Annotated in this window: 20 protein-coding genes; 12 read left to right on the forward strand and 8 right to left on the reverse strand. The window is 65.9% G+C overall.

Annotated features, from left to right (window positions below; all coding sequences use genetic code 11):
• Positions 1-4: 4 nt before the first annotated feature.
• The gene (locus tag ML401_RS22625; RefSeq protein ID WP_211418983.1) at positions 5-1000 is read left to right on the forward strand and encodes a P1 family peptidase; all 996 of its coding nucleotides are present in this window, start codon (positions 5-7) and stop codon (positions 998-1000) included.
• 50 nt (positions 1001-1050) lie between these two features.
• A complete protein-coding gene (locus tag ML401_RS22630) occupies positions 1051-1263 on the forward strand; it encodes a KTSC domain-containing protein (protein ID WP_211418982.1) in 213 nt (70 codons plus the stop codon).
• A 14-nt stretch (positions 1264-1277) separates the two neighbouring features.
• Here the strand turns inward: ML401_RS22630 and ML401_RS22635 are convergent, their stop codons facing one another.
• The gene (locus ML401_RS22635; RefSeq protein WP_285806965.1) at positions 1278-2084 is read right to left on the reverse strand and encodes an EF-hand domain-containing protein; all 807 of its coding nucleotides are present in this window, start codon (positions 2082-2084) and stop codon (positions 1278-1280) included.
• A 254-nt stretch (positions 2085-2338) separates the two neighbouring features.
• On the opposite strand from ML401_RS22635, the gene rpe reads away from it, so the two are divergent.
• From rpe to ML401_RS22655, 4 genes are all read left to right on the forward strand, one after another.
• Positions 2339-3040, forward strand: coding sequence for a ribulose-phosphate 3-epimerase (gene rpe, locus ML401_RS22640; protein WP_211418980.1), 702 nt, complete (start codon positions 2339-2341; stop codon positions 3038-3040).
• Positions 3041-3205: 165 nt separating this feature from the next.
• A complete protein-coding gene (locus tag ML401_RS22645) occupies positions 3206-3349 on the forward strand; it encodes a hypothetical protein (protein WP_211418979.1) in 144 nt (47 codons plus the stop codon).
• Positions 3350-3354: 5 nt separating this feature from the next.
• Entirely contained in the window at positions 3355-3534 is a 180-nt protein-coding gene (locus tag ML401_RS22650) for a hypothetical protein (RefSeq protein WP_194403110.1), read from the forward strand.
• A 25-nt stretch (positions 3535-3559) separates the two neighbouring features.
• A complete protein-coding gene (locus tag ML401_RS22655; protein WP_194403111.1) occupies positions 3560-3751 on the forward strand; it encodes a hypothetical protein in 192 nt (63 codons plus the stop codon).
• Between the two features lie 21 nt (positions 3752-3772).
• Here ML401_RS22655 and ML401_RS22660 read toward each other — a convergent pair whose 3' ends face one another.
• From ML401_RS22660 to ML401_RS22680, 5 genes are all read right to left on the reverse strand, one after another.
• Entirely contained in the window at positions 3773-5212 is a 1440-nt protein-coding gene (locus ML401_RS22660) for a bifunctional serine/threonine-protein kinase/universal stress protein (RefSeq protein ID WP_285806966.1), read from the reverse strand.
• A gap of 6 nt (positions 5213-5218) precedes the next feature.
• Positions 5219-5959: a metallophosphoesterase gene (locus ML401_RS22665; RefSeq protein ID WP_285806967.1), complete on the reverse strand. Its 741-nt coding sequence runs from the start codon at positions 5957-5959 to the stop codon at positions 5219-5221.
• 115 nt (positions 5960-6074) lie between these two features.
• Positions 6075-6680, reverse strand: coding sequence for a hypothetical protein (locus ML401_RS22670; protein WP_285806968.1), 606 nt, complete (start codon positions 6678-6680; stop codon positions 6075-6077).
• Positions 6673-7359: a hypothetical protein gene (locus ML401_RS22675; protein ID WP_259213697.1), complete on the reverse strand. Its 687-nt coding sequence runs from the start codon at positions 7357-7359 to the stop codon at positions 6673-6675. The genes ML401_RS22670 and ML401_RS22675 overlap by 8 nt, the downstream gene beginning before the upstream one ends.
• On the reverse strand, positions 7356-8126 hold the full coding sequence (locus ML401_RS22680; protein WP_285806969.1) for a MotA/TolQ/ExbB proton channel family protein: 771 nt from the start codon (positions 8124-8126) through the stop codon (positions 7356-7358). Before ML401_RS22680 ends, ML401_RS22675 begins: the two co-directional genes overlap by 4 nt.
• Before the next feature lie 199 nt (positions 8127-8325).
• Between ML401_RS22680 and ML401_RS22685 the strand changes: the two genes are divergently transcribed.
• The 3 genes from ML401_RS22685 (at position 8326) to ML401_RS22695 (ending at position 10763) form a co-directional block, all read left to right on the forward strand.
• Positions 8326-9696, forward strand: coding sequence for a sensor histidine kinase (locus ML401_RS22685; RefSeq protein WP_285806970.1), 1371 nt, complete (start codon positions 8326-8328; stop codon positions 9694-9696).
• 7 nt (positions 9697-9703) lie between these two features.
• Positions 9704-10354 (forward strand): response regulator transcription factor, encoded by a 651-nt coding sequence (locus ML401_RS22690; RefSeq protein ID WP_194403118.1) that lies wholly within the window; start codon positions 9704-9706, stop codon positions 10352-10354.
• A 112-nt stretch (positions 10355-10466) separates the two neighbouring features.
• Positions 10467-10763 (forward strand): hypothetical protein, encoded by a 297-nt coding sequence (locus tag ML401_RS22695; RefSeq protein ID WP_285806971.1) that lies wholly within the window; start codon positions 10467-10469, stop codon positions 10761-10763.
• A gap of 32 nt (positions 10764-10795) precedes the next feature.
• Here ML401_RS22695 and ML401_RS22700 read toward each other — a convergent pair whose 3' ends face one another.
• Positions 10796-11383 (reverse strand): TetR family transcriptional regulator, encoded by a 588-nt coding sequence (locus ML401_RS22700; protein ID WP_194403120.1) that lies wholly within the window; start codon positions 11381-11383, stop codon positions 10796-10798.
• A 561-nt stretch (positions 11384-11944) separates the two neighbouring features.
• On the opposite strand from ML401_RS22700, the gene purB reads away from it, so the two are divergent.
• Together purB and ML401_RS22710 are read left to right on the forward strand one after the other, a co-directional pair.
• Complete coding sequence (gene purB / locus ML401_RS22705; protein ID WP_285806972.1) at positions 11945-13252, forward strand: adenylosuccinate lyase; 1308 nt, start codon at positions 11945-11947, stop codon at positions 13250-13252.
• Between the two features lie 107 nt (positions 13253-13359).
• Positions 13360-14532: a M20 aminoacylase family protein gene (locus tag ML401_RS22710; protein ID WP_285806973.1), complete on the forward strand. Its 1173-nt coding sequence runs from the start codon at positions 13360-13362 to the stop codon at positions 14530-14532.
• Positions 14533-14638: 106 nt separating this feature from the next.
• Here ML401_RS22710 and ML401_RS22715 read toward each other — a convergent pair whose 3' ends face one another.
• Positions 14639-16546: an acyl-CoA synthetase gene (locus tag ML401_RS22715; RefSeq protein WP_285806974.1), complete on the reverse strand. Its 1908-nt coding sequence runs from the start codon at positions 16544-16546 to the stop codon at positions 14639-14641.
• A gap of 249 nt (positions 16547-16795) precedes the next feature.
• Here ML401_RS22715 and ML401_RS22720 point away from each other — a divergent pair, with 249 nt between their 5' ends.
• On the forward strand, positions 16796-17875 hold the full coding sequence (locus ML401_RS22720; protein WP_285806975.1) for a preprotein translocase subunit SecD: 1080 nt from the start codon (positions 16796-16798) through the stop codon (positions 17873-17875).
• The last annotated feature ends 17 nt before the right edge of the window (positions 17876-17892 follow it).

Genomic DNA, 17892 nt, shown 5'->3' on the forward strand with positions numbered 1-17892 from the left:
CACCTTGAAGGATCTGCTCACCGACATTGCCGGAGTCCGCGTCGGCCATGCCGAGGATGCCAAAGTCGCCACCGGCACGACCGCAATCATCTTCGACCAGCCCGCGGTCGCGGCGATCGACGTGCGCGGCGGCGGTCCCGGCACGCGCGAGGATGCGCTGCTCGATCTCGCCAACACCGTCGAGCGCGTCGACGCGATCGCCCTGTCCGGCGGCTCCGCCTTCGGTCTCGATGCCGGCGGCGGCATCCAGGCGTGGCTCGCCGAGCAGGGGCGCGGCCATCGCGTTCGCGAGGCGCTGATTCCGATCGTGCCGGGGGCCATCCTGTTCGACCTCCTCAACGGCGGCGACAAGGCCTGGGGACGCTTCTCGCCCTATCGCGACCTTGGCTACGCCGCCGCGGCCGCTGCCAGCACCGACTTCCCGCTCGGCAGCGTCGGCGCCGGCTTGGGGGCCACCACCGCGACGTTCAAGGGCGGACTCGGCTCGGCGTCGGCGGCGACACCTGACGGCGTGAAGGTCGCGGCGATCGTCGCCGTCAACGCGGTGGGCAGCGTGACCGTCGGCAACGGGCCGTGGTTCTGGGCGGCACCGTTCGAGGTCGGCAGCGAGTTCGGCGGGCGCGGCCTGCCCGACAAATTCACCGACGACATGCTCCGGATGCGCATCAAGGGCGGTCCCGCGGCGAGCGCGCGCGAAAACACCACCATCGGCGCCGTCGTCACTGACGCGGTGCTGACCAAGCCCCAGGCCAAGCGTCTGGCGATGATCGCGCACACCGGCTTTGCCCGCGCCATCTATCCGGTGCACGCACCGACCGATGGCGACGTGCTGTTTGCGGCTGCGACCGGCGAGAAGCCGATCGAACCGCTGGTCGGCCTCACCGAGCTCGGTACGGTCGCCGCCAACGTGGTCGCGCGTGCGATCGCCCGCGCCGTGTACAGCGCGACCGCGCTGCCGTTCCCGGGGGCACAGCCGGCGTGGAAGGACAGGTTCGGTTAGAAACGAAACGGCCGAGACGGCATTACCCTGGCGGCCTCAGGTGGACCGCCATGCCGTCGTCCGTAATCCGCTTCGTTCGCTATGCCCCCGACACGCGGGAGCTGAAAGTGACCTTCGTCAGCGGACGCTCCTATGTCTACGAGGACGTTCCACCCGAGGTCGCCGCAGCGTTCCGGGACGCGCGCTCAAAGGGCGCGTTCTTCAACCACGAAATCCGTGACCGCTATGCCTATCGTGACATCACGCGCGAATATGCCGGCTGATCCCGGATGGCGGCTCACACGCTCATCGACATCGACGAACCGGCAGCCGCCGAAGCGCCCTGCCCCTGGCCGCCTTGCTGCTGCATCAACTGCGCGAACAGATCGTAAGCCGAATTACGCGGGCTGGAGGTGCCCGGCACCGTCGTCGACATCTTGAAGCCGTCGGCATAGGTGACGGTCGTCGTGGTCGAGCCGTCGGCAGCGGTCGTCGTGGTCGAGGTCGATCCGCCCTTGGAATTCGACGAGGAATTCGATCCATCGCCCGAGCCGTCGGCACCTTGCGCGTGATGGTGGTCGTGGTGACCGCTCTTCAGCGCCTTCGACATCTCGTCCAGGCTCACGCTGCCGTCCGCGTTCGAGTCCAGCTTGGAGAATACGTCGTCGGCCTGCGCGAGGTTGGTTCCGCCGGCACCCAGCGCGTCCTCGAACTCGGACTTGGTGATGTTGCCGTCGCCGTCCCCGTCGATCTGGGAGAACAGGTGCTTGAGCGCGGCCTCACGGCTCGTTGTCGTCGAGGACGTCGAGGACGTGGAGTCCGACGAGGTCGAGCTGGCCGTGCTGGTGGTGTCCGAGGACTGGCTTTGCGCGGCGAACAACGCGTTCATCGTCTCCGGCGCGATCTGCGGATATTTGCCCGAGTTGACCGACGAGGTCGCGCCGCTGGTCGTGTTGCTGCTGCCGCTGTCGATGGCAAAGGGATTGGTTGCACCCTGCGCCGCCCCCGTCTTGTGCGTCGAGGCGGACGATTTCGAGTTCGTCAGCGTCTGAATCGCGTCGAGTGCGCTCGACACGGCACCGACGGCACCAAGGGCAAACAACATTGCACAACTCCAACCGATGCGGCACGCCGCGGCCAATGTTCTGAAGGTGACGTCAGCAAGCGTCGTGCCAGCGTAAAAAGCTCAATGATATCCGCGACCGTTGCGCTTTGGACGGCCTGGGATCACCGGCAATTCGTGCCGGCCGCGGCAGATTTTTCCGCCCACAGGAAGCACGCCTCCCCTGCATTGCCCGCCATGGAGGCCCATGTTAGGCGAGGCCATCTTTCACGCCCCCGCCTCCGGGAAACCGCGCCATGACCCAAGCCTTCGCCCCCCGCCCCCTGGCAATCGCACCCTCGATTCTGGCTTCGGATTTCTCCAGGCTCGGCGAGGAGGTGCGCGCCGTGGATGCCGCCGGCGCCGACTGGATCCATCTCGACGTGATGGACGGCCATTTCGTTCCGAACATTTCCTACGGCCCCGACATCATCAAGGCGATGCGCCCCCACACCAAGAAGGTGTTCGACGCGCATCTGATGATCTCGCCCTGCGACCCCTATCTCGAGGCCTTTGCGAAGGCCGGCTGCGACCACATCACCGTGCACGCGGAGGCTGGTCCCCATTTGCACCGTTCGCTGCAGGCCATCCGCGCGCTCGGCAAGAAGGCCGGCGTCTCGCTCAATCCGGGCACGCCGGTCAGCGCGCTCGAATACGTCCTCGATCTCGTCGATCTCGTGCTGGTGATGTCAGTCAATCCCGGCTTCGGCGGTCAGGCCTTCATTCCCTCCGCGATCGGAAAGATTCGCGACATCCGCGCGATGACGGCGGGACGACCGATCGACATCGAGGTCGACGGCGGCGTCGGCCCCGATGTCGCCGGCGCGCTCGCCGCGGCCGGCGCCAACGCCTTCGTCGCCGGCACATCCGTATTCCGGGGCGGCACGCAGGAGGCCTACAGGACCAACATCGCCGCGATCCGCAACGCGGCGCTCGGGGCCCGCGGCGAAGCGATTTGAGCCGGATCAAACGGCGCACGCGGACGAGGCGAAATCCCGCGGCTTTTACGGGTGCTGCAGCGCCCAATATCTAAAATTGCAATGGTGATCCGTACTCATCCGGACTTCACTGATTCGCGCAAATCACCGCAAGTGAGTCCTGCCTGCTTTTGACGGGAGGACATCATGACGACGACCCTGGTTTGGACTGGCGTAGCGTTGTGGTTGGCGTTCAATGCAGCGATTGCGGCTCGTAGCCTCTACGTGATGCGACCGGTGAAGGCCGAGGCTTCTGCCCGCATCATTCACCTTCACCGTCGCCGGGTCTGAGCGCCATGCAGATCGCACTCGTGAAGCGTCAGCCGAAGCGCAGGTGCCGGATCCCGCGGCGCCCACATCCGGGCCTCGATTATTTCTTCGGCCGCCTCGAGAGCACCGATAGCAGGCTGGACGACGACGCCGCGCTCGACACGACGGACCCCGATCATTCGTTTGCCTCGCAGCACCGACACTGAGACTTTCCTTTTTTCGGACCACTCCATGAAACCGCACTGCCCGAACTGCCTGAAGGAAATGACCAAGGCATCCGCGTCGCGTAACCTGTTCAATTGCGAGCCCTGCCGCGAGATCATCCAGTATTTCGGCGGCAGCCCGGATCACGGCGAGCCCGGCCCGCAATTCTCCTGGCCGATCCGCCGCAAGCGCGTCGCTCATTCCGCCCACGCGGCCTGACCGCCCTTCAAGCCGGCGGGCCTATCCCGGCCCTTCGCCGGCGTCGGTCCCGCCGATATCCCCTGCCATCCGCGGCGGTCGCACCACCGTGACGGTGCAGGCCGCTTCCGAGGCCACCTTGGCCGAGACGCTGCCGAGCAGCGTGCGGCGGAACGAGCCCTGCCGCGCGCCGATGATGACGTGGTCGACGTGGTTGACCTCGGCGAACTCCAGGATCGCGGCAGCGGGATCAACCGCCTCCAGCACATGAGCCGACAGCCGGCTCTCATCCAATTTGAGCGGCGTCGCCCAATGCCGCAGCGCGACCAGGCGGTCGATATGCTTGTTGGACCCCTGCTCGTCCAGGGTACGGTCGATCGCGATCCGGTTCAGCTTGAGCACGTTGACGCAAGCGAGCCGCGCTGACGGCAAGGTGGCGAGGATGCGCTCGGTGGTCACGCGCAGCGCCTCGTTGAGCTCCGGCGCGCCTTCCACCGTGTCGAGCGCGACAGCGAGGATCGGGCTCGATGCGATTTGCGCGGCGACATCCGATTTCGCGCGCGGCGCCATGACGCCCAGATTGAAGCGGCGACGCCAGGCGACGCTGAGCGGGTCGCGCTTGACCCGCTCCGCACGCGTGGTGAGCTTGACCTGATCGGGATGGGCGAGATCGAAGGCGAGCTGGGACGCCGTCGGATAGCGCCACACCGGCTCGATCTCGAGACACCGCAGCACCACCTCCTGCAGCCAGGGCGGATAGTCGGCGCGCACGCTTCGCGGCGGATGCGGATCGCGCCACAGCCGGCGCCGCATCGCGCGCAGCGTCTCGCCCTCGCCGAACGGCCGTTCGCCGGTGGTGAAGAAATAGAGCAGCACGCCGAGCGAAAACAGATCGCTGCGCGGATCGTCGCGCACCCCGGACAGCCGCTCGGGCGCCATGTAGGGCGCGGTGCCGTAAGGCAGGCGGAACTCCTCCTGCAACAGATCCGGCAAGTGATTGTGATGCGACAGGCCGTAGTCGATCAGCACCGCCTCGCCGCTCTCGCGGAACATGATGCTGCTCGGCTTGATGTCGTGATGGATCACGTTCTGGCGGTGCAGATCGGCCAGCGCGGTTGCGATCCTGGCGACGAGCTGCCGCGCCTCGTCATAAGGCAGCGGGAGCTCAGGCAGTCGCTTGTAGAGCGTGGTGCCGCCGATGCGCTCGATCACGACATAGGCCTGGTGCGCGAAATCGCCGGTGCCGAAGCAGGTCGGGACGTGCGGACCCGCGAGCCGCGGCAGGATCATCATCTCCATCTCGAAGGAGACGATCGCGGCGGGGTCCTCGCCCTCCGAGACCCGCGGGATCTTCATCAGCAGCGGCACGTCGATGCCGGGATGGGTAACGGTCCACAGCGTCGCCATGCCGCCGGCATGGACGCATTCACCGATGGTGTAGCCATCGATCACCGCGCCTGTTGTGACCAGTGATTTCGGCATCGGCCTCTAGCGCCCCTGCGACAGCCGGTCGGCGAGCCAGTGCGGCAGACCGTTGTCGCGAATTCTGCTCGCCGCGGTCGCGATGTCGTAGGGCGCGCGGCAATAGGTGATCTGGCAGGACTCGGTGTCGAACAAGGCGAAGGCCGCCGACGGATCGCTGTCGCGGGGCTGGCCGACCGAGCCGAGCACGGCGAGCCATTGCCGTCCGCGCAGAAGCTGCACCGGGACGTCGGTCTTCGGCACGAAGCTCGTCATCTTCGCCGTCACCGACATCGAATAGAGCGCGGGGCGATGGATATGCCCGCAGAACGTGACATGGGCGGGGGTCGCGATCAGGCTCTTGGCAGCGTCCACGGTGGAGCGGACATAGTGCCAGCGCTGCGGGTGAGAGGCTTCCGAATGCACGAACAGACGGTCGCTGTCCTCGACCAGCATCGGCAATTCGCTCAGGAATCGGCGCTGCGCTGCGCCAAGCCGGCCGCGGGTCCATTCGATTGCGACCTGCGCCTCGGCGTTCATCGTCTCCGCCGAGGAGCTGACTGCCTGGTCGTGATTGCCGCGCACGGCGATAGCACCTTGGGCCACGAGCTCCATCGCGGTGTCCACCACCCATTCCGGATCGGCGCCGTAGCCGACGAAATCACCGAGCAGGACGAACCGCTCCGCGCCCTTCGCACGCGCGACCTTCAGGCAGGCCTCGAAGGCCTGCCTGTTGCCGTGGATATCCGAGAAGACAGCGAGAAGCACGCACCCTCCACCCTTCAATTCTTATTGAAGCCCGATACGGCCAAATTGAGGGAGGTCAAGACATGCGCCAGCGCCGCGCCGATTACCAGCCCCCCTGCGGACGATCGCGAAGAGCCTATTGCTCGTCCTTCGGGGGCATTCGGGGCGGCGGCAGCGGGGTGAACACGGCGCCTTGTGCGCCGGCCGGCGGGGCGATGAACTCGCCGGTCGAGGAATCGCCGCCGGTGGTCTCCATGATCGTCTTGGGCGTCACATATTCGCGGACCATGTCGAGGAGGCTGCCATCGCCGCCGCCGAAATCTGCGGCGCGACCACCTTGCAGATGTCCCAGGGCGATTTCGTTTTCCGCGGCATGGGTCTTGTCGGCGAGCCCATCGTTGTAGGGCACGCGGAAGGCCCTCGGGATGCCGCTCGGACGATTGTCCTCGTCGAGCTGCTCGACCCACAGATAGATCGAGCCGGGATCGCCCTGAAGCGAGTGCGGCTCGACGATGCGGGACTTCAGCAGCTTGAAGGTCGTCGGCAGCCGGTCGGTACTGGCCCAGCCGAGCAGGCCGCGCATCTCGCTGAAGCTGACGACATAGAAGGCGCTGGTCACGACCACCGCGACCGCCTTCAGCGACCAGTGCAGCCGCGCATAGACCAGCACGACCAGCAGCAGCGCGCCGATCACGGCGTAGGCGACCGACAGCGTGAGGATGACCGTTTGCAGATCAGTCACGGCGTATCCTCTTGGCGTTGCTGCTCACACCCGTCCTCGGGTCGAGATCGGCCCCGTTGCGCCAGCTGCTGCGGAACGTCTCGAGCAGCGATTTCGGCCGCTGACTCACATCGACGACCTTGCCCTCCGTGTCGAGCCGGAATCGCACCGCGGTCTTCTCGTCGCCGGTGTGGTCGAGCGTGAACTTGTTGTCGAACACGACCTGCGCTGTCGGATTGAGTTTCTGCACCTTCACATTCGCCGTCACGGGCTCGCCGGTGGTGGCGACGAAATGCGAGACGTTGACGGTGTATTCACCGGGGATCATGCCGCGCAGCGTCACGATCTCCTCGCGGATCGGCGAGGCGATCTTCTTGCCGGCGACCATGATGAAGTCGTTGGCTCCGCCGCGGTCGTCGCGGTCGAGCGTCAGGAAACCGGCCTCGCGGTGGCGATACCAAGCGATGTTGCCGGCGGGATCCTGCACGAACAGATCGAGATCGTCGGGGTGATTGTCCGGCCAGTCCAGCGTGATGATGAACTCCGCCTTGGAGTCGATCTTGCCGTCCTTGGCGTCCGGAGAGACCGCGAGCAGCGCCAGGAAGAACAGAAACGCGATCACCTGGAGTGCCTTGAACAGCATCACGCCCAGCGGATCGAACGGCTCCTCGCGCGGATAGAGACCGAAATCATCCATCATGACGGGGATCCGGCGCCTTTGCGCTCGAGCACCGGCGTCACATAGGTCTCGGTCAGCACCACCGCGTCGGAGAACACCTTCTGGGTCGCGGCATCCAGCATGTAATACTGGATGCGGACCAGGATCGAGCCGACGAGACCGGCAAGCGTCGTGTACATCGCGACCGCCATGCCGTCGCTCATCAGTCCCATCGAGGAGCGCATCGCGACCTTGTCGGCGGCATCCAGCCCCGCGATCGGCGCCAGCATGATGATGAAACCGACGATGGTGCCGAGCAGGCCGAGCTTCATCAGCGTGTCCGAGACGAAGGCGCCGAATCCGTTGGAGCCGCGCAGGCGATCGGCGAGCGTTCGCAGCAGCAGCGTCTGATCCACCGGGCGATAATCCTGCGCGGCGGCCTTGGTCACCAGGCTTTCGATGTGATCCCGCACCAGCCCGCGCGGCAGCGCCGTCGCACGCGCATCGAGGACCTTGCCGCCATCAGGCGCCGCGAGCGCCGTACGGCAGCGCCGCGCCGCCGCGCCTTCCCGCGCGATCGCCCGCGTGCGCAGGAAGCAGTGGCCGCAGGTCAGGATATAGAGCACCGCGATGACGCTCGAAATGTAGGTGCGGTCCGAGGTCAGCATCAGGTGGATCAGGCCGAACCGCCACAGCAGCACGACGGCGAAGATCGAAAGCCCGGTGAAAATCATCCAGAACAGGAGCGCGCTGCGCTCGGTTGGGTCGGTCGTGACAGGCGCGATCGGTCCAATCGTCATCGAACTCATGCTGCACCGCTCCTCGGCCGCAACGATCGGCCCATCAAGATTTCCACCCGATTAGATCAAAGCCGCCGTCTCAGGTCCAAAGACCCATGCCCAATCCGGCTTGGGAAATTTGCCCGAACTGCGATCGTGCAGAACCCTGCGATTGGCAAGGCGCGGCGGCGTTGTTAGGCTGACCTTATCAAACGTTGAGGGTGATCGCATGCGCCTCGTGCTTCAGCTCGTCGCCCGTCTGCTGCTCATCGTGGCGCTTTGCCTCGGAGCCGCGACCGTATGGGCCACAATCGACGCCTATCGCAGCGTCGACCGGGCGACCGCGGCCTCCGCGCAGCGGGTCGCGCAGGCCCTTCAGGCCCTGTACTGGCATGAGTTCTTGTTGCGCAGCAGCAGAACGCGCGAGCAGCTTCTGCCAGTTCCGGAATGGCGCACATTGGAGACGATGAAGCTGATTTCGCCGGGCGTCTGCGTCGAGTTCCAGCCGGCCATCGCATTCGAAAAGCCGCTTTGCGGCCAGAGCGAGGGACTCGGCAAGACCCCGCCGCACTGGTTCGCATCGATCGTGCCGTTCTTCCTCGGCAGCCACGCCGAGGTGGTTCGGCCGGTCAGTCCCCGCGCCGCTTCGGCCGGCACCGTGGTCGCGACGCCGGACGCAGCGGCCGCGATCTCGCTCGCCTGGGAATACATCCTCAACGTGATCGACGTCGCGCTGTTGATGGCCGCGGCGATCGCGCTGCTGGCATCGCTGGCGATCGCACATGCGCTGGCCCCGGCGCGCGCGATCGTGACCGCCTTGCAGCGCATGGCGCGCGGCCAATATCGCACCAGGCTGCCGCGTTTCCGCTCGATGGAGCTGGCGATGATCGGCAACGCCGTCGGCGAGCTCGGCACCCGCCTGGAGGAAGCAACCGAGCAGCGCGCGTCGCTGACGCGGCGCCTGATCGAGATCCGCGACGACGAGCGCCGCGCCCTCGCCCGCGAGCTGCATGACGAGTTCGGGCAAAATCTCTCCGCTATCCTCGCCTTCGCCAACACGATCGAGACGGCCAGTGCGAAAGGAACCACCGACAGCGGCATCGCACAGGATGCGCGCATGATCTCGCAAGCCACCCATCATTTGATGGCCTCGCTCCGCGATGCGCTGAAGCGCCTGCGCAATCCCCTGCCCGAGGAGCTCGGGCTCGAGGCGAGCCTCGTCAATCTCGTCGACAGCTGGCGCTCGCAGAGCGCGGCGCGGCCGACCATCCAGCTCGACCTCAGGGGCGACCTGACGAACGTGCGGGGAGCAGCCGCCACCACGGCCTATCGCGTGGCCCAGGAATGCCTGACCAACGCGTTGCGCCACAGCGCGGCGCGCGAGATCTCCTTGCGCATCGAGCGTCGGGCCGGCGACGACAACGCGCTGCTGATCCGCGTCGAGGACGACGGCGGTGGCGATGCGGAACGCGTCGCCCGATCGGCCGGCTTCGGCCTCACCGGCATCCGCGAGCGCGTCACGGCGGCCGGGGGAACGCTCTCGATCCTGCCGGCCCGCGGCGGCCTCAGCGTTGCCGCCACCATCCCGCTCGCTGCGTGAGGCGGGCATGAGCGAGGTGGCAGCAACAGGCATCTCCGTGCTGCTCGTCGACGACCATCCGATCGTCCGGCAGGGCTACCGGCGCGTGCTGGAGAGCCAGGGCGACCTCCACGTCGTGGCGGAAGCCGACAATGCCGCGGACGCCTATGGCGCGTTCAAGGCGCACGACCCCGACGTCGTCGTGCTCGACATCTCGATGCCGGGCGCGAGCGGGCTGGAGGCGATCCGCAACATCCGCGCGCGCAGCCCGCGGGCGCGGATCCTGGTCTTCACCATGCACAACGAGGCCGTGCTGGTGAAAGCCGCCTTCAGCGCCGGCGCCAGCGGCTTCGTCACCAAGAGCAGCGAGCCGTCCTCGGTGGTCGGCGCCATCCGCAGCGTGGCCCGCGGCGAACGCGCCATGAGCGACGATATCGCGCATATCCTCGCTGAGGACAGCCTGTCGTCGGGTTCGGTGCTGGATCAGCTGGGCGAGCGCGAGATCGAGATCTTGCGCCAGTTCGCAGGCGGCGCCACCACCGAGCAGATCGCGACGCATCTCAATCTCAGTGTCAAGACGGTGCAGAACTATCACTACCTGATCAAGACCAAGACCGGCGCACGCACCGATGCGCAGCTGGTGCGGCTCGCCGCGACGTGCGGGCTGACGAGGATTTAGCAGCAGGACTGCCGCATTCCTTCGAATGGCGTGAAATTTCTCAATCTGCCGGGCTCATTGGAACAGAGCCTATTCCGTTCCGGTTAGCAGCAGAGTGAAGGAGTCAAAGGTCATGAGTAAGGGTCATCACAAAGCAGTCGCCCCTCCCTCGATCATCACGGTGGGCGAGCTCATCGACGAGCTCTGCCGCCTGCCGGATACCGCTGTCGTCCATTTCCGCTGCCCCATGCTCGGTCAGGAGCTGGCATTCGAGCGCCTTCGAAAGCGGTCAAAGGACGACGTCGAGATCGCCATCAATGCCTATCCGGAGAGCCCGCCGGTCGTACCGTCATCCGACGGCGCTTTCGGCCCGCGAACGTCTTTGCCGTCGCTTCGCACCGGCGCACTTCTTCACAAGGCGAGAGGTTGATCGGCCGCAGCGTAGCGACCAACAGCAGCGGTCTAACAGACTTTCAATCCGCGCAGCACCAGCGCCAGGGTCGCATCGACGCGCGCGGAGAGATCGGCGTCCTTCCACTCGTCGGCATGGGCCGGATGATGGAAACGGACGGTCGCATCGAAGATCGCGCGCGCTGTGGTCTTCGTGTCGGCCACGTCAAACACGCCCTGCTTCACGCCGTCGGTCAGGATCGCCGCGATCTGGTCGATCATGGTGTCCTTGTGACACTTCACGGCGGCGCAGGCCTCGCGCGCCAGCGTCAGATAGGTCTCGAACATCTCGGGGTCGTCGAGCACGCGCGAACGCTTGGCGGCGAACAGCGTGCGCAGCCAGCGGTCGAGCCTCGCCGGCGCCGGGCCCTGCTCCCCGGCGATCTGGCGCAACGGCGCGTCGATGCGGTCCAGCCAGCGTTTGGCAACGGCCTCGCGCAGCGAGGCCTTGCTCGGGAAATGGCGATAGACGCTGCCGTGGCTCACATCGAGCGCACGGGCCACGTCGACCACGGTGGCCTTGGCAAGTCCAAAGCGCCTGAGCACGTCCTCGGTCACTTCGAGGATCCGCTCCGGCGTCAAGACAACAGCTTCATTCATGCCAGCACCATGTTCCCGTTCAGGGCTCAGTTACCCGGCAGTAGGGCTGCTTCCGAAGCGCCCTGACCGGTCGTCTCGGAAAGCCTATGCCTTAATGAGGCAGTTTTGCAGCCTGCGCCGCGATCTGGCGCGCCACCAGCAAATTGAGCCAATGCCCAATCACGCCGGTCAAATTGAGGATTTCGGTCGTCATCGTCTTAAGTCTCCATTCGTCCGCGGTCCCGTTCTTCAATTTGCCCTCCGATCCGCTTTGGATGTCGGGCTTTCCGGGGCTTGTCGCGGGACGCCCAATCGGAGCGTCCGAGAACGGATATACATGTCTCGCTGACAGATTTCAATATCTGTCAGTCAATGATCCGTGATTGACAGCAGATTTTTGACCACCGGCGGGCCAGCTCGGCCCCCCAGCGGTGGATTAGCCCTCCCCAAACCCGTTCCGGGGGTCGGATCGTTTGTTTCGCCCTCCCTGCTCTGTTAAATCACAGCGTAAAAAACATTCCGGCCGGACCTGCCCCTCGGACCATTCCTTGGGCCGCCCGCCCACCTTCCTGGAGCCGCCCCATGATCCCCCGCTATACCCGTCCCGAAATGGCCTCGATCTGGGAGCCGCAGACCCGGTTCAAGATCTGGTTCGAGATCGAGGCGCACGCGGCGGACGCCCTCGCCGAACTCGGGACCATCCCCAAGGAGGCCGCCAGGACGGTCTGGGCCAAGGCCAAGAACGCCACTTTCGACGTCGCCCGCATCGACGAGATCGAGCGCGAGACCAAGCACGACGTCATCGCCTTCCTCACCCACCTCGCCGAGATCGTCGGGCCCGAGGCGCGCTTCGTCCACCAGGGCATGACGTCCTCGGACGTGCTCGACACCTGCCTCAACGTCCAGCTCACCCGCGCCGCGGACCTCTTGCTCGCCGGCCTCGACAAGGTTTTGGCCGCGCTGAAGAAGCGCGCCTTCGAGCACAAGATGACGCCGACCATCGGCCGCAGCCACGGCATCCACGCCGAGCCGGTGACGTTCGGTCTCAAGCTCGCTTATGCCTATGCCGAGTTCACGCGCGCCAAGGAGCGCCTGATCGCGGCGCGCAAGGAGGTCGCGACCTGCGCCATCTCGGGCGCCGTCGGCACCTTCGCGCAGATCGATCCACGCGTCGAAGAGCACGTCGCGAAAGCCATGGGCCTCGTCCCCGAACCGATCTCGACTCAGGTGATCCCGCGCGACCGCCACGCGATGTATTTCTCGACGCTCGGCGTGATCGCCTCTTCGGTCGAGCGCATCGCGGTGGAGATCCGCCACATGCAGCGCACCGAGGTGCTGGAGGCCGAAGAGTTCTTCTCCGAGGGGCAGAAGGGTTCGTCCGCCATGCCGCACAAGCGCAACCCGGTGCTGTCGGAGAATCTCACCGGCCTGTCGCGCATGGTACGGGCCTATGTGACGCCGGCGCTGGAGAACGTCGTGCTCTGGCACGAGCGCGACATCTCGCACTCCTCGGCCGAGCGCATGATGGGCCCCGATGCCACCGTGACGCTCGATTTCGCGCTGGTGCGCCTCGCCGGCCTGATCGAAAAGCTCTTGGTCTATCCCGCCAACATGCAGAAGAACCTCGACCGTCTCGGCGGCCTCGTCCATTCGCAGCGCGTGCTGCTGGCGCTGACGCAGAAGGGCGCGAGCCGCGAGGATTCCTACAAGCTCGTGCAGCGCAATGCGATGCCGGTCTGGCGCGGCGAAGGCGACTTCCTCCAGCTCCTGAAGAAGGACGCGGAGGTGAAGAAATATCTCACCGACGCCGAGATCGAGGAGCAGTTCGACCTCGGCTATCACCTCAAGCACGTCGACACGATCTTCAAGCGCGTGTTCGGGGAAAGCTGACAACTTCCCATAAGGCGGATGAGCGCAGCGTAATCCGCCTTCCGTCCCAGCATCGCGGCGGGTTACGCTACGCTGACCCGCCCTACGAACAAGAAACGGATCCCCCTATGCCCATCGTCAACCGCGTTGCCGCCCTCTCCGACGAAATGGCCGCCTGGCGCCATGACTTCCACGAGAACCCGGAGCTGCTCTACGAGGTCCATCGCACCGCCGGCATCGTCGCCGACAAGCTGCGCGAGTTTGGCTGCGACGAGGTGGTGACGGGTATCGGCCGCACCGGCGTGGTCGGCGTGGTCCGCGGGCGCAAGTCCGCTTCCGGCAAGACCATTGGCCTGCGCGCCGACATGGACGCGCTGCCGATCCTGGAAACCTCGGGCGTCGCCTACGCCTCAAAGGTCCCCGGCAAGATGCATGCCTGCGGCCATGACGGCCACACCGCGATGCTGCTCGGCGCCGCAAAGTACCTGACCGAGACGCGCAATTTCGACGGCACCGCGGTCCTGATCTTCCAGCCCGCCGAGGAAGGCGGTGGCGGCGGCAAGGCCATGGTCAAGGACGGGCTGATGACGCGCTGGAACATCCAGGAGGTCTACGGCATGCACAACATGCCGAACCTGCCGGAAGGGCATTTCGCCACCACACCCGGCGCGATGCTCGCCTCCTCCGACAACATCCAGATCACGGTGCACGGCAAGGGCGGCCACGCCGGCGCCGGTCCGCACAAATCCGTCGACAGCGTGCTGATCGGCTCGCAGATCGTCAATGCGCTGCAATCGATCGTGGCGCGCAATGTCGATCCGCTGAAGTCGGCGGTCATCTCGATCACGCAATTCCACTCCGGCACGGCCTTCAACATCATCCCAGAGATCGCCGAGCTCGGCGGCACCGTGCGCACGCTCGATCCCGAGGTGCGCGATCTCGTCGAACGCCGCATCGGCGAAGTCGCCGACAGCGTCGCCCGCGCCTATGGCGGGTCGGCCGAGACCAAATACACGCGGATGTATCCCGTGACGATGAACCATGCCCGCGAGGCCGGCCTAGCCGCCGACGTCGCCCGCGACATCGTCGGCGCCGATCGCGTCAACGACAAGTTCATCCCCATGATGGGCGCGGAGGACTTCTCGTTCATGCTGGAGGCGCGCCCCGGCGCCATGGTGCTGGTCGGCATGGGTGACGGCAACGAGTGCCACCATCCGTCCTATGTCTTCAACGACAACATCTTGGGCCACGGCGCCTCGTTCTGGGCGCGTCTGGTCGAGACGCGGATGCCGGCGGGCTAGGGCCGCCCGTACGCTGCTGTAGCCCGGGTGAGCGAAAGCGACACCCGGGACAGTAGCTTTCCCGGATATCGCTCCGCTCATCCGGGCTACAATCCAACGCAAGCACCTATGCCTGCACCACCTCATGGCGCATCACGAACGGCGCGAGCAGCGTGTGGACTTCGTCCGCAACCGCTTCGCGCTGATCCTCCGCCAACCCCGTCAGCGTGACGGTCGCGATGGACCCGTGGCTGCCATGGGCACCGACCTTGACCTTGCAATCGATGCCGCGCTCGACCAGTGGCGATAGCACCTTGGTAAAGACGCGCTCGGCCGCGTCCCAGCGCAGCTGCGGCTTGAACACCTTGCCGACGCCGGTCACCGGCATCGGATCGATCGGGATGACCTGCACCGGGACGGCGGCCCGCTCCGGCGTACGCTCACGCACCCACGTTTCCAGTTCGCCGGGCTCGACTTTGGCGCCCGGCTTCAACTGCACGTAGCCCACAGGCAATTCGCCGGCATAGGCGTCGGGCTGGCCGACCACGGCAGCGAAGCCGACCGCGGGATGGCGGAACATGATCTCCTCGATCGGCGCCGGGTCGATGTTGTGGCCGCCGCGGATCACCAGGTCCTTGGCGCGGCCGGTGATCCAGAGATAGCCGTCGGCATCGAGCCGGCCGAGATCGCCGGAATTGACCCAGACGTCGTCGATGAAGGCGCCCTTGTTGTGCTCGTCGTTGAGGTAGCCGCTGAACACGCCCGGCCCGGCCATGATGACGACGCCGATCTCGTCCGGCTTGCAGTCGCGGATCAGGCGGCCGTCGGCGTCGAGCTGCACGATGCGCACGCGCGCATAAGGCATCGGCAAGCCGACGGAGCCGAGCCGGATCGGTCGTGACGGATAAGCCAGCGTGTGCACGCTCGACGTCTCGGTCATGCCGTAGACTTCGACCACCGGCAGCTTCAGCTTCTCCTGGATCGCAGAGCCGACGGCGACGGGGATCGCCGAACCGCCGCCGGCGGCATATTTCAGGCTGGAGATATCGGCATTGCCCGGCGGCACCGCGAGCGTCGCGGCCAGCACCGTCGGCACGCTCGACAGCGCCTCGGGCTTGAAGCGCTCGACCAGTCCCCAGATGTTCTTGACCGCATTCGGATTGCGCCAGCCGCTCGGCGACAGCACGACCAGCGAGCCGCCGCTCGACAGCATCGTCAGCACCTGAGTCAGCGATCCCCCGACGTGAAACAGCGGCATGCCGAACAGCAAATTGGTGCCGGGCTTCCCCTTCAGCAGCAGATTGAGCGCCCACGCCTGATAGACCTGGTTGGTATGGGTGTGCCGCACCAGCTTCGGCGTGCCGGTGGTGCCGCCGGTGTGGAAATAGGCGGCGATGTCACTGCCGCGAATCTTGCGCCCGCTGACGAGCCGATCCGACGGCTGCTGCTTGATCAGGTCGCCAAAGGCGAAGATGCCCTTGTCCGGATCACCGCCGCCGAACACCTGCACGGTCGCCTTGAGGTGCTTGAGCTGCGGGCGGATCTGCTCGACCTTCTGCCAGATGTCGGTGCCCGGCATCGGCCCGAGCGCGACCAGGATCTTGGTGTTCGCAGCTTCCAGGATTTCCGCGATCTGGTGCGGTTCGAGCAGCGGATTGACGGGATTGGCGATGCCGGCGGCCTCCGCGCCGAACAGCGTCACGAAGGCATCGGGCACCAGCGGCAGCATGAAGCTGATGACGTCGCCCTTCTCCGCGCCGAGCGCGTGAAACATGTTGGCGGCCTGCGTGACGCGCGCGATGAAATCGCGGTACGTGACCACGACCGGCGTGTCGGCGGGATCGGCATTCTGCAGAAACTGGAGCGCGGCCCCGTCGGGGTTGCGCGCCGCGCCTAACGTGATGGCGTCGTAAGTGCTCTCGGCTGCGATGCGCTCGGCGTAGGGCACCTGCTGGAAGGCCTGCACCTCCGCGTCGGTCAGAAGATCAGGATAGTCGTTGCCGATGAGCCGATCGAGCGCGTGGATGCCCGCCATGGAATTCCGTCCTCCCTCAGGTTCATTTCCCCGCCTCCTGTCTTTTGACATTTTGGGTCGACGAGGCCCGGACCGGTGACCGGTCGAGCGCGGACAGAATGATGGATGATTTGGCGTTCGTCCATTCCCTAACGAGTGCGGCGATCAGGCTCGGCCTGGACGGCCATTGAACCTCCACGCCCGATCCGGGGACCAAAAACCGGCACTGGACTTCATTGCCAGCGTCCTGCCGCAAGACTCGAGGTTATCATGATTGGGCCCCTGCGAGACCGCTTCACACGGCTGATCGTCGCGCTCGTCCTCGTCCCGGCCATCGCCCTGCCCTGCACCGCGCTCGCCGACAGCCAGTTCGACAAGATGCGCGCCAAGATCGCGGCCTTCGTCGCCGACAAGATGGAGAAGCTGGGCGGCTCGCGCATCATCTACAAGGTGGACAGCGAAGGTTTGCGCGAGAGCGTCGTCACGGATTTGCGCGACGAGGTCTACAAGACTCTGCGCGAAGGCAGGATCGCCTTTTCGGGCCTTGCGATCCGCGACGGCGGCGTCGAATTGAGGATCGCGGACGCCAAGGGCCGCGAACAACTCGCTCGCAAGCTCGCACCAGACGCGGAGGGACTTCCCTCGCACGCGCTCACCGTGACGGATGGCGGCGACGGCCTGGTCAGGCTCGCGCCGACCGATGCCGCGTCGGCTGCGCGGCTGCGCGATCTCGTCAACGATTCCATCGCCATGATCGAGCAGCGCCTCAAGGACGCCGGCATCAAGCTCGCCAGCGTCCAGCCGGATGGAACGGATCGCATTCGCATCTTCCTGCCCGGCATGATGGAGCCCGAACGGATCACCGCGACCTTTGCCAGGAAGGTCAAGGTCAGCTTCCGCCTGATCGATCTCTCGATGGCGCCGGAGCAGGCACAATCCGCCACGCCTCCGGCGGGCACGGAAGTCCTGCTCGGCCTCAAGGACAACAAGCCCTATCTCGTTGCCAGGGACAGCGCGCTCGAGGGCGACGATATCAGCCATGCGGGCCCGGGATTTGCGAGCGGCACGAAGGAGCCGATCGCCTCGTTCCGCTTCAACGGCCGCGGCACGCGCCGCTTCGCCCATATCACCGCAGAGAATATCGGAAGGCCCTTCGCCATCGTGCTCGAGGACAGGGTGATCTCCGCCCCCGTGATCCGCGAACCCATCACCGGCGGCTCGGGGCAGATCTCCGGCAATTTCACCCTGGAGGAAGCGAGCAGCGTGGCCATGATGCTGCGCGCCGGCTCACTGCCGGGACATCTTGGCCTCATCGAGCAGCAGGTCGTGCAGCCCGCCGCCAAGCCATAAGCCGAAGATCGCCCCCC

Source organism: Bradyrhizobium sp. 62B (assembly GCF_030272265.2).
Classification (GTDB): Bacteria; Pseudomonadota; Alphaproteobacteria; order Rhizobiales; family Xanthobacteraceae; genus Bradyrhizobium.

Excerpts from the sequence above, each read along its gene's own strand:
- purB (WP_285806972.1), top strand. The coding sequence starts at position 11,945 with ATGATCCCCCGCTATACCCGTCCCGAAATGGCCTCGATCTGGGAGCCG.
- ML401_RS22660 (WP_285806966.1), bottom strand. The coding sequence starts at position 5,212 with ATGCCGAAATCACTGGTCACAACAGGCGCGGTGATCGATGGCTACACC.
- ML401_RS22650 (WP_194403110.1), top strand. The coding sequence starts at position 3,355 with ATGCAGATCGCACTCGTGAAGCGTCAGCCGAAGCGCAGGTGCCGGATC.
- ML401_RS22675 (WP_259213697.1), bottom strand. The coding sequence starts at position 7,359 with ATGATGGATGATTTCGGTCTCTATCCGCGCGAGGAGCCGTTCGATCCG.
- ML401_RS22685 (WP_285806970.1), top strand. The coding sequence starts at position 8,326 with ATGCGCCTCGTGCTTCAGCTCGTCGCCCGTCTGCTGCTCATCGTGGCG.
- ML401_RS22690 (WP_194403118.1), top strand. The coding sequence starts at position 9,704 with ATGAGCGAGGTGGCAGCAACAGGCATCTCCGTGCTGCTCGTCGACGAC.
- ML401_RS22710 (WP_285806973.1), top strand. The coding sequence starts at position 13,360 with ATGCCCATCGTCAACCGCGTTGCCGCCCTCTCCGACGAAATGGCCGCC.
- ML401_RS22680 (WP_285806969.1), bottom strand. The coding sequence starts at position 8,126 with ATGAGTTCGATGACGATTGGACCGATCGCGCCTGTCACGACCGACCCA.
- rpe (WP_211418980.1), top strand. The coding sequence starts at position 2,339 with ATGACCCAAGCCTTCGCCCCCCGCCCCCTGGCAATCGCACCCTCGATT.
- ML401_RS22720 (WP_285806975.1), top strand. The coding sequence starts at position 16,796 with ATGATTGGGCCCCTGCGAGACCGCTTCACACGGCTGATCGTCGCGCTC.
- ML401_RS22715 (WP_285806974.1), bottom strand. The coding sequence starts at position 16,546 with ATGGCGGGCATCCACGCGCTCGATCGGCTCATCGGCAACGACTATCCT.
- ML401_RS22630 (WP_211418982.1), top strand. The coding sequence starts at position 1,051 with ATGCCGTCGTCCGTAATCCGCTTCGTTCGCTATGCCCCCGACACGCGG.
- ML401_RS22655 (WP_194403111.1), top strand. The coding sequence starts at position 3,560 with ATGAAACCGCACTGCCCGAACTGCCTGAAGGAAATGACCAAGGCATCC.
- ML401_RS22700 (WP_194403120.1), bottom strand. The coding sequence starts at position 11,383 with ATGAATGAAGCTGTTGTCTTGACGCCGGAGCGGATCCTCGAAGTGACC.
- ML401_RS22695 (WP_285806971.1), top strand. The coding sequence starts at position 10,467 with ATGAGTAAGGGTCATCACAAAGCAGTCGCCCCTCCCTCGATCATCACG.
- ML401_RS22635 (WP_285806965.1), bottom strand. The coding sequence starts at position 2,084 with ATGTTGTTTGCCCTTGGTGCCGTCGGTGCCGTGTCGAGCGCACTCGAC.
- ML401_RS22645 (WP_211418979.1), top strand. The coding sequence starts at position 3,206 with ATGACGACGACCCTGGTTTGGACTGGCGTAGCGTTGTGGTTGGCGTTC.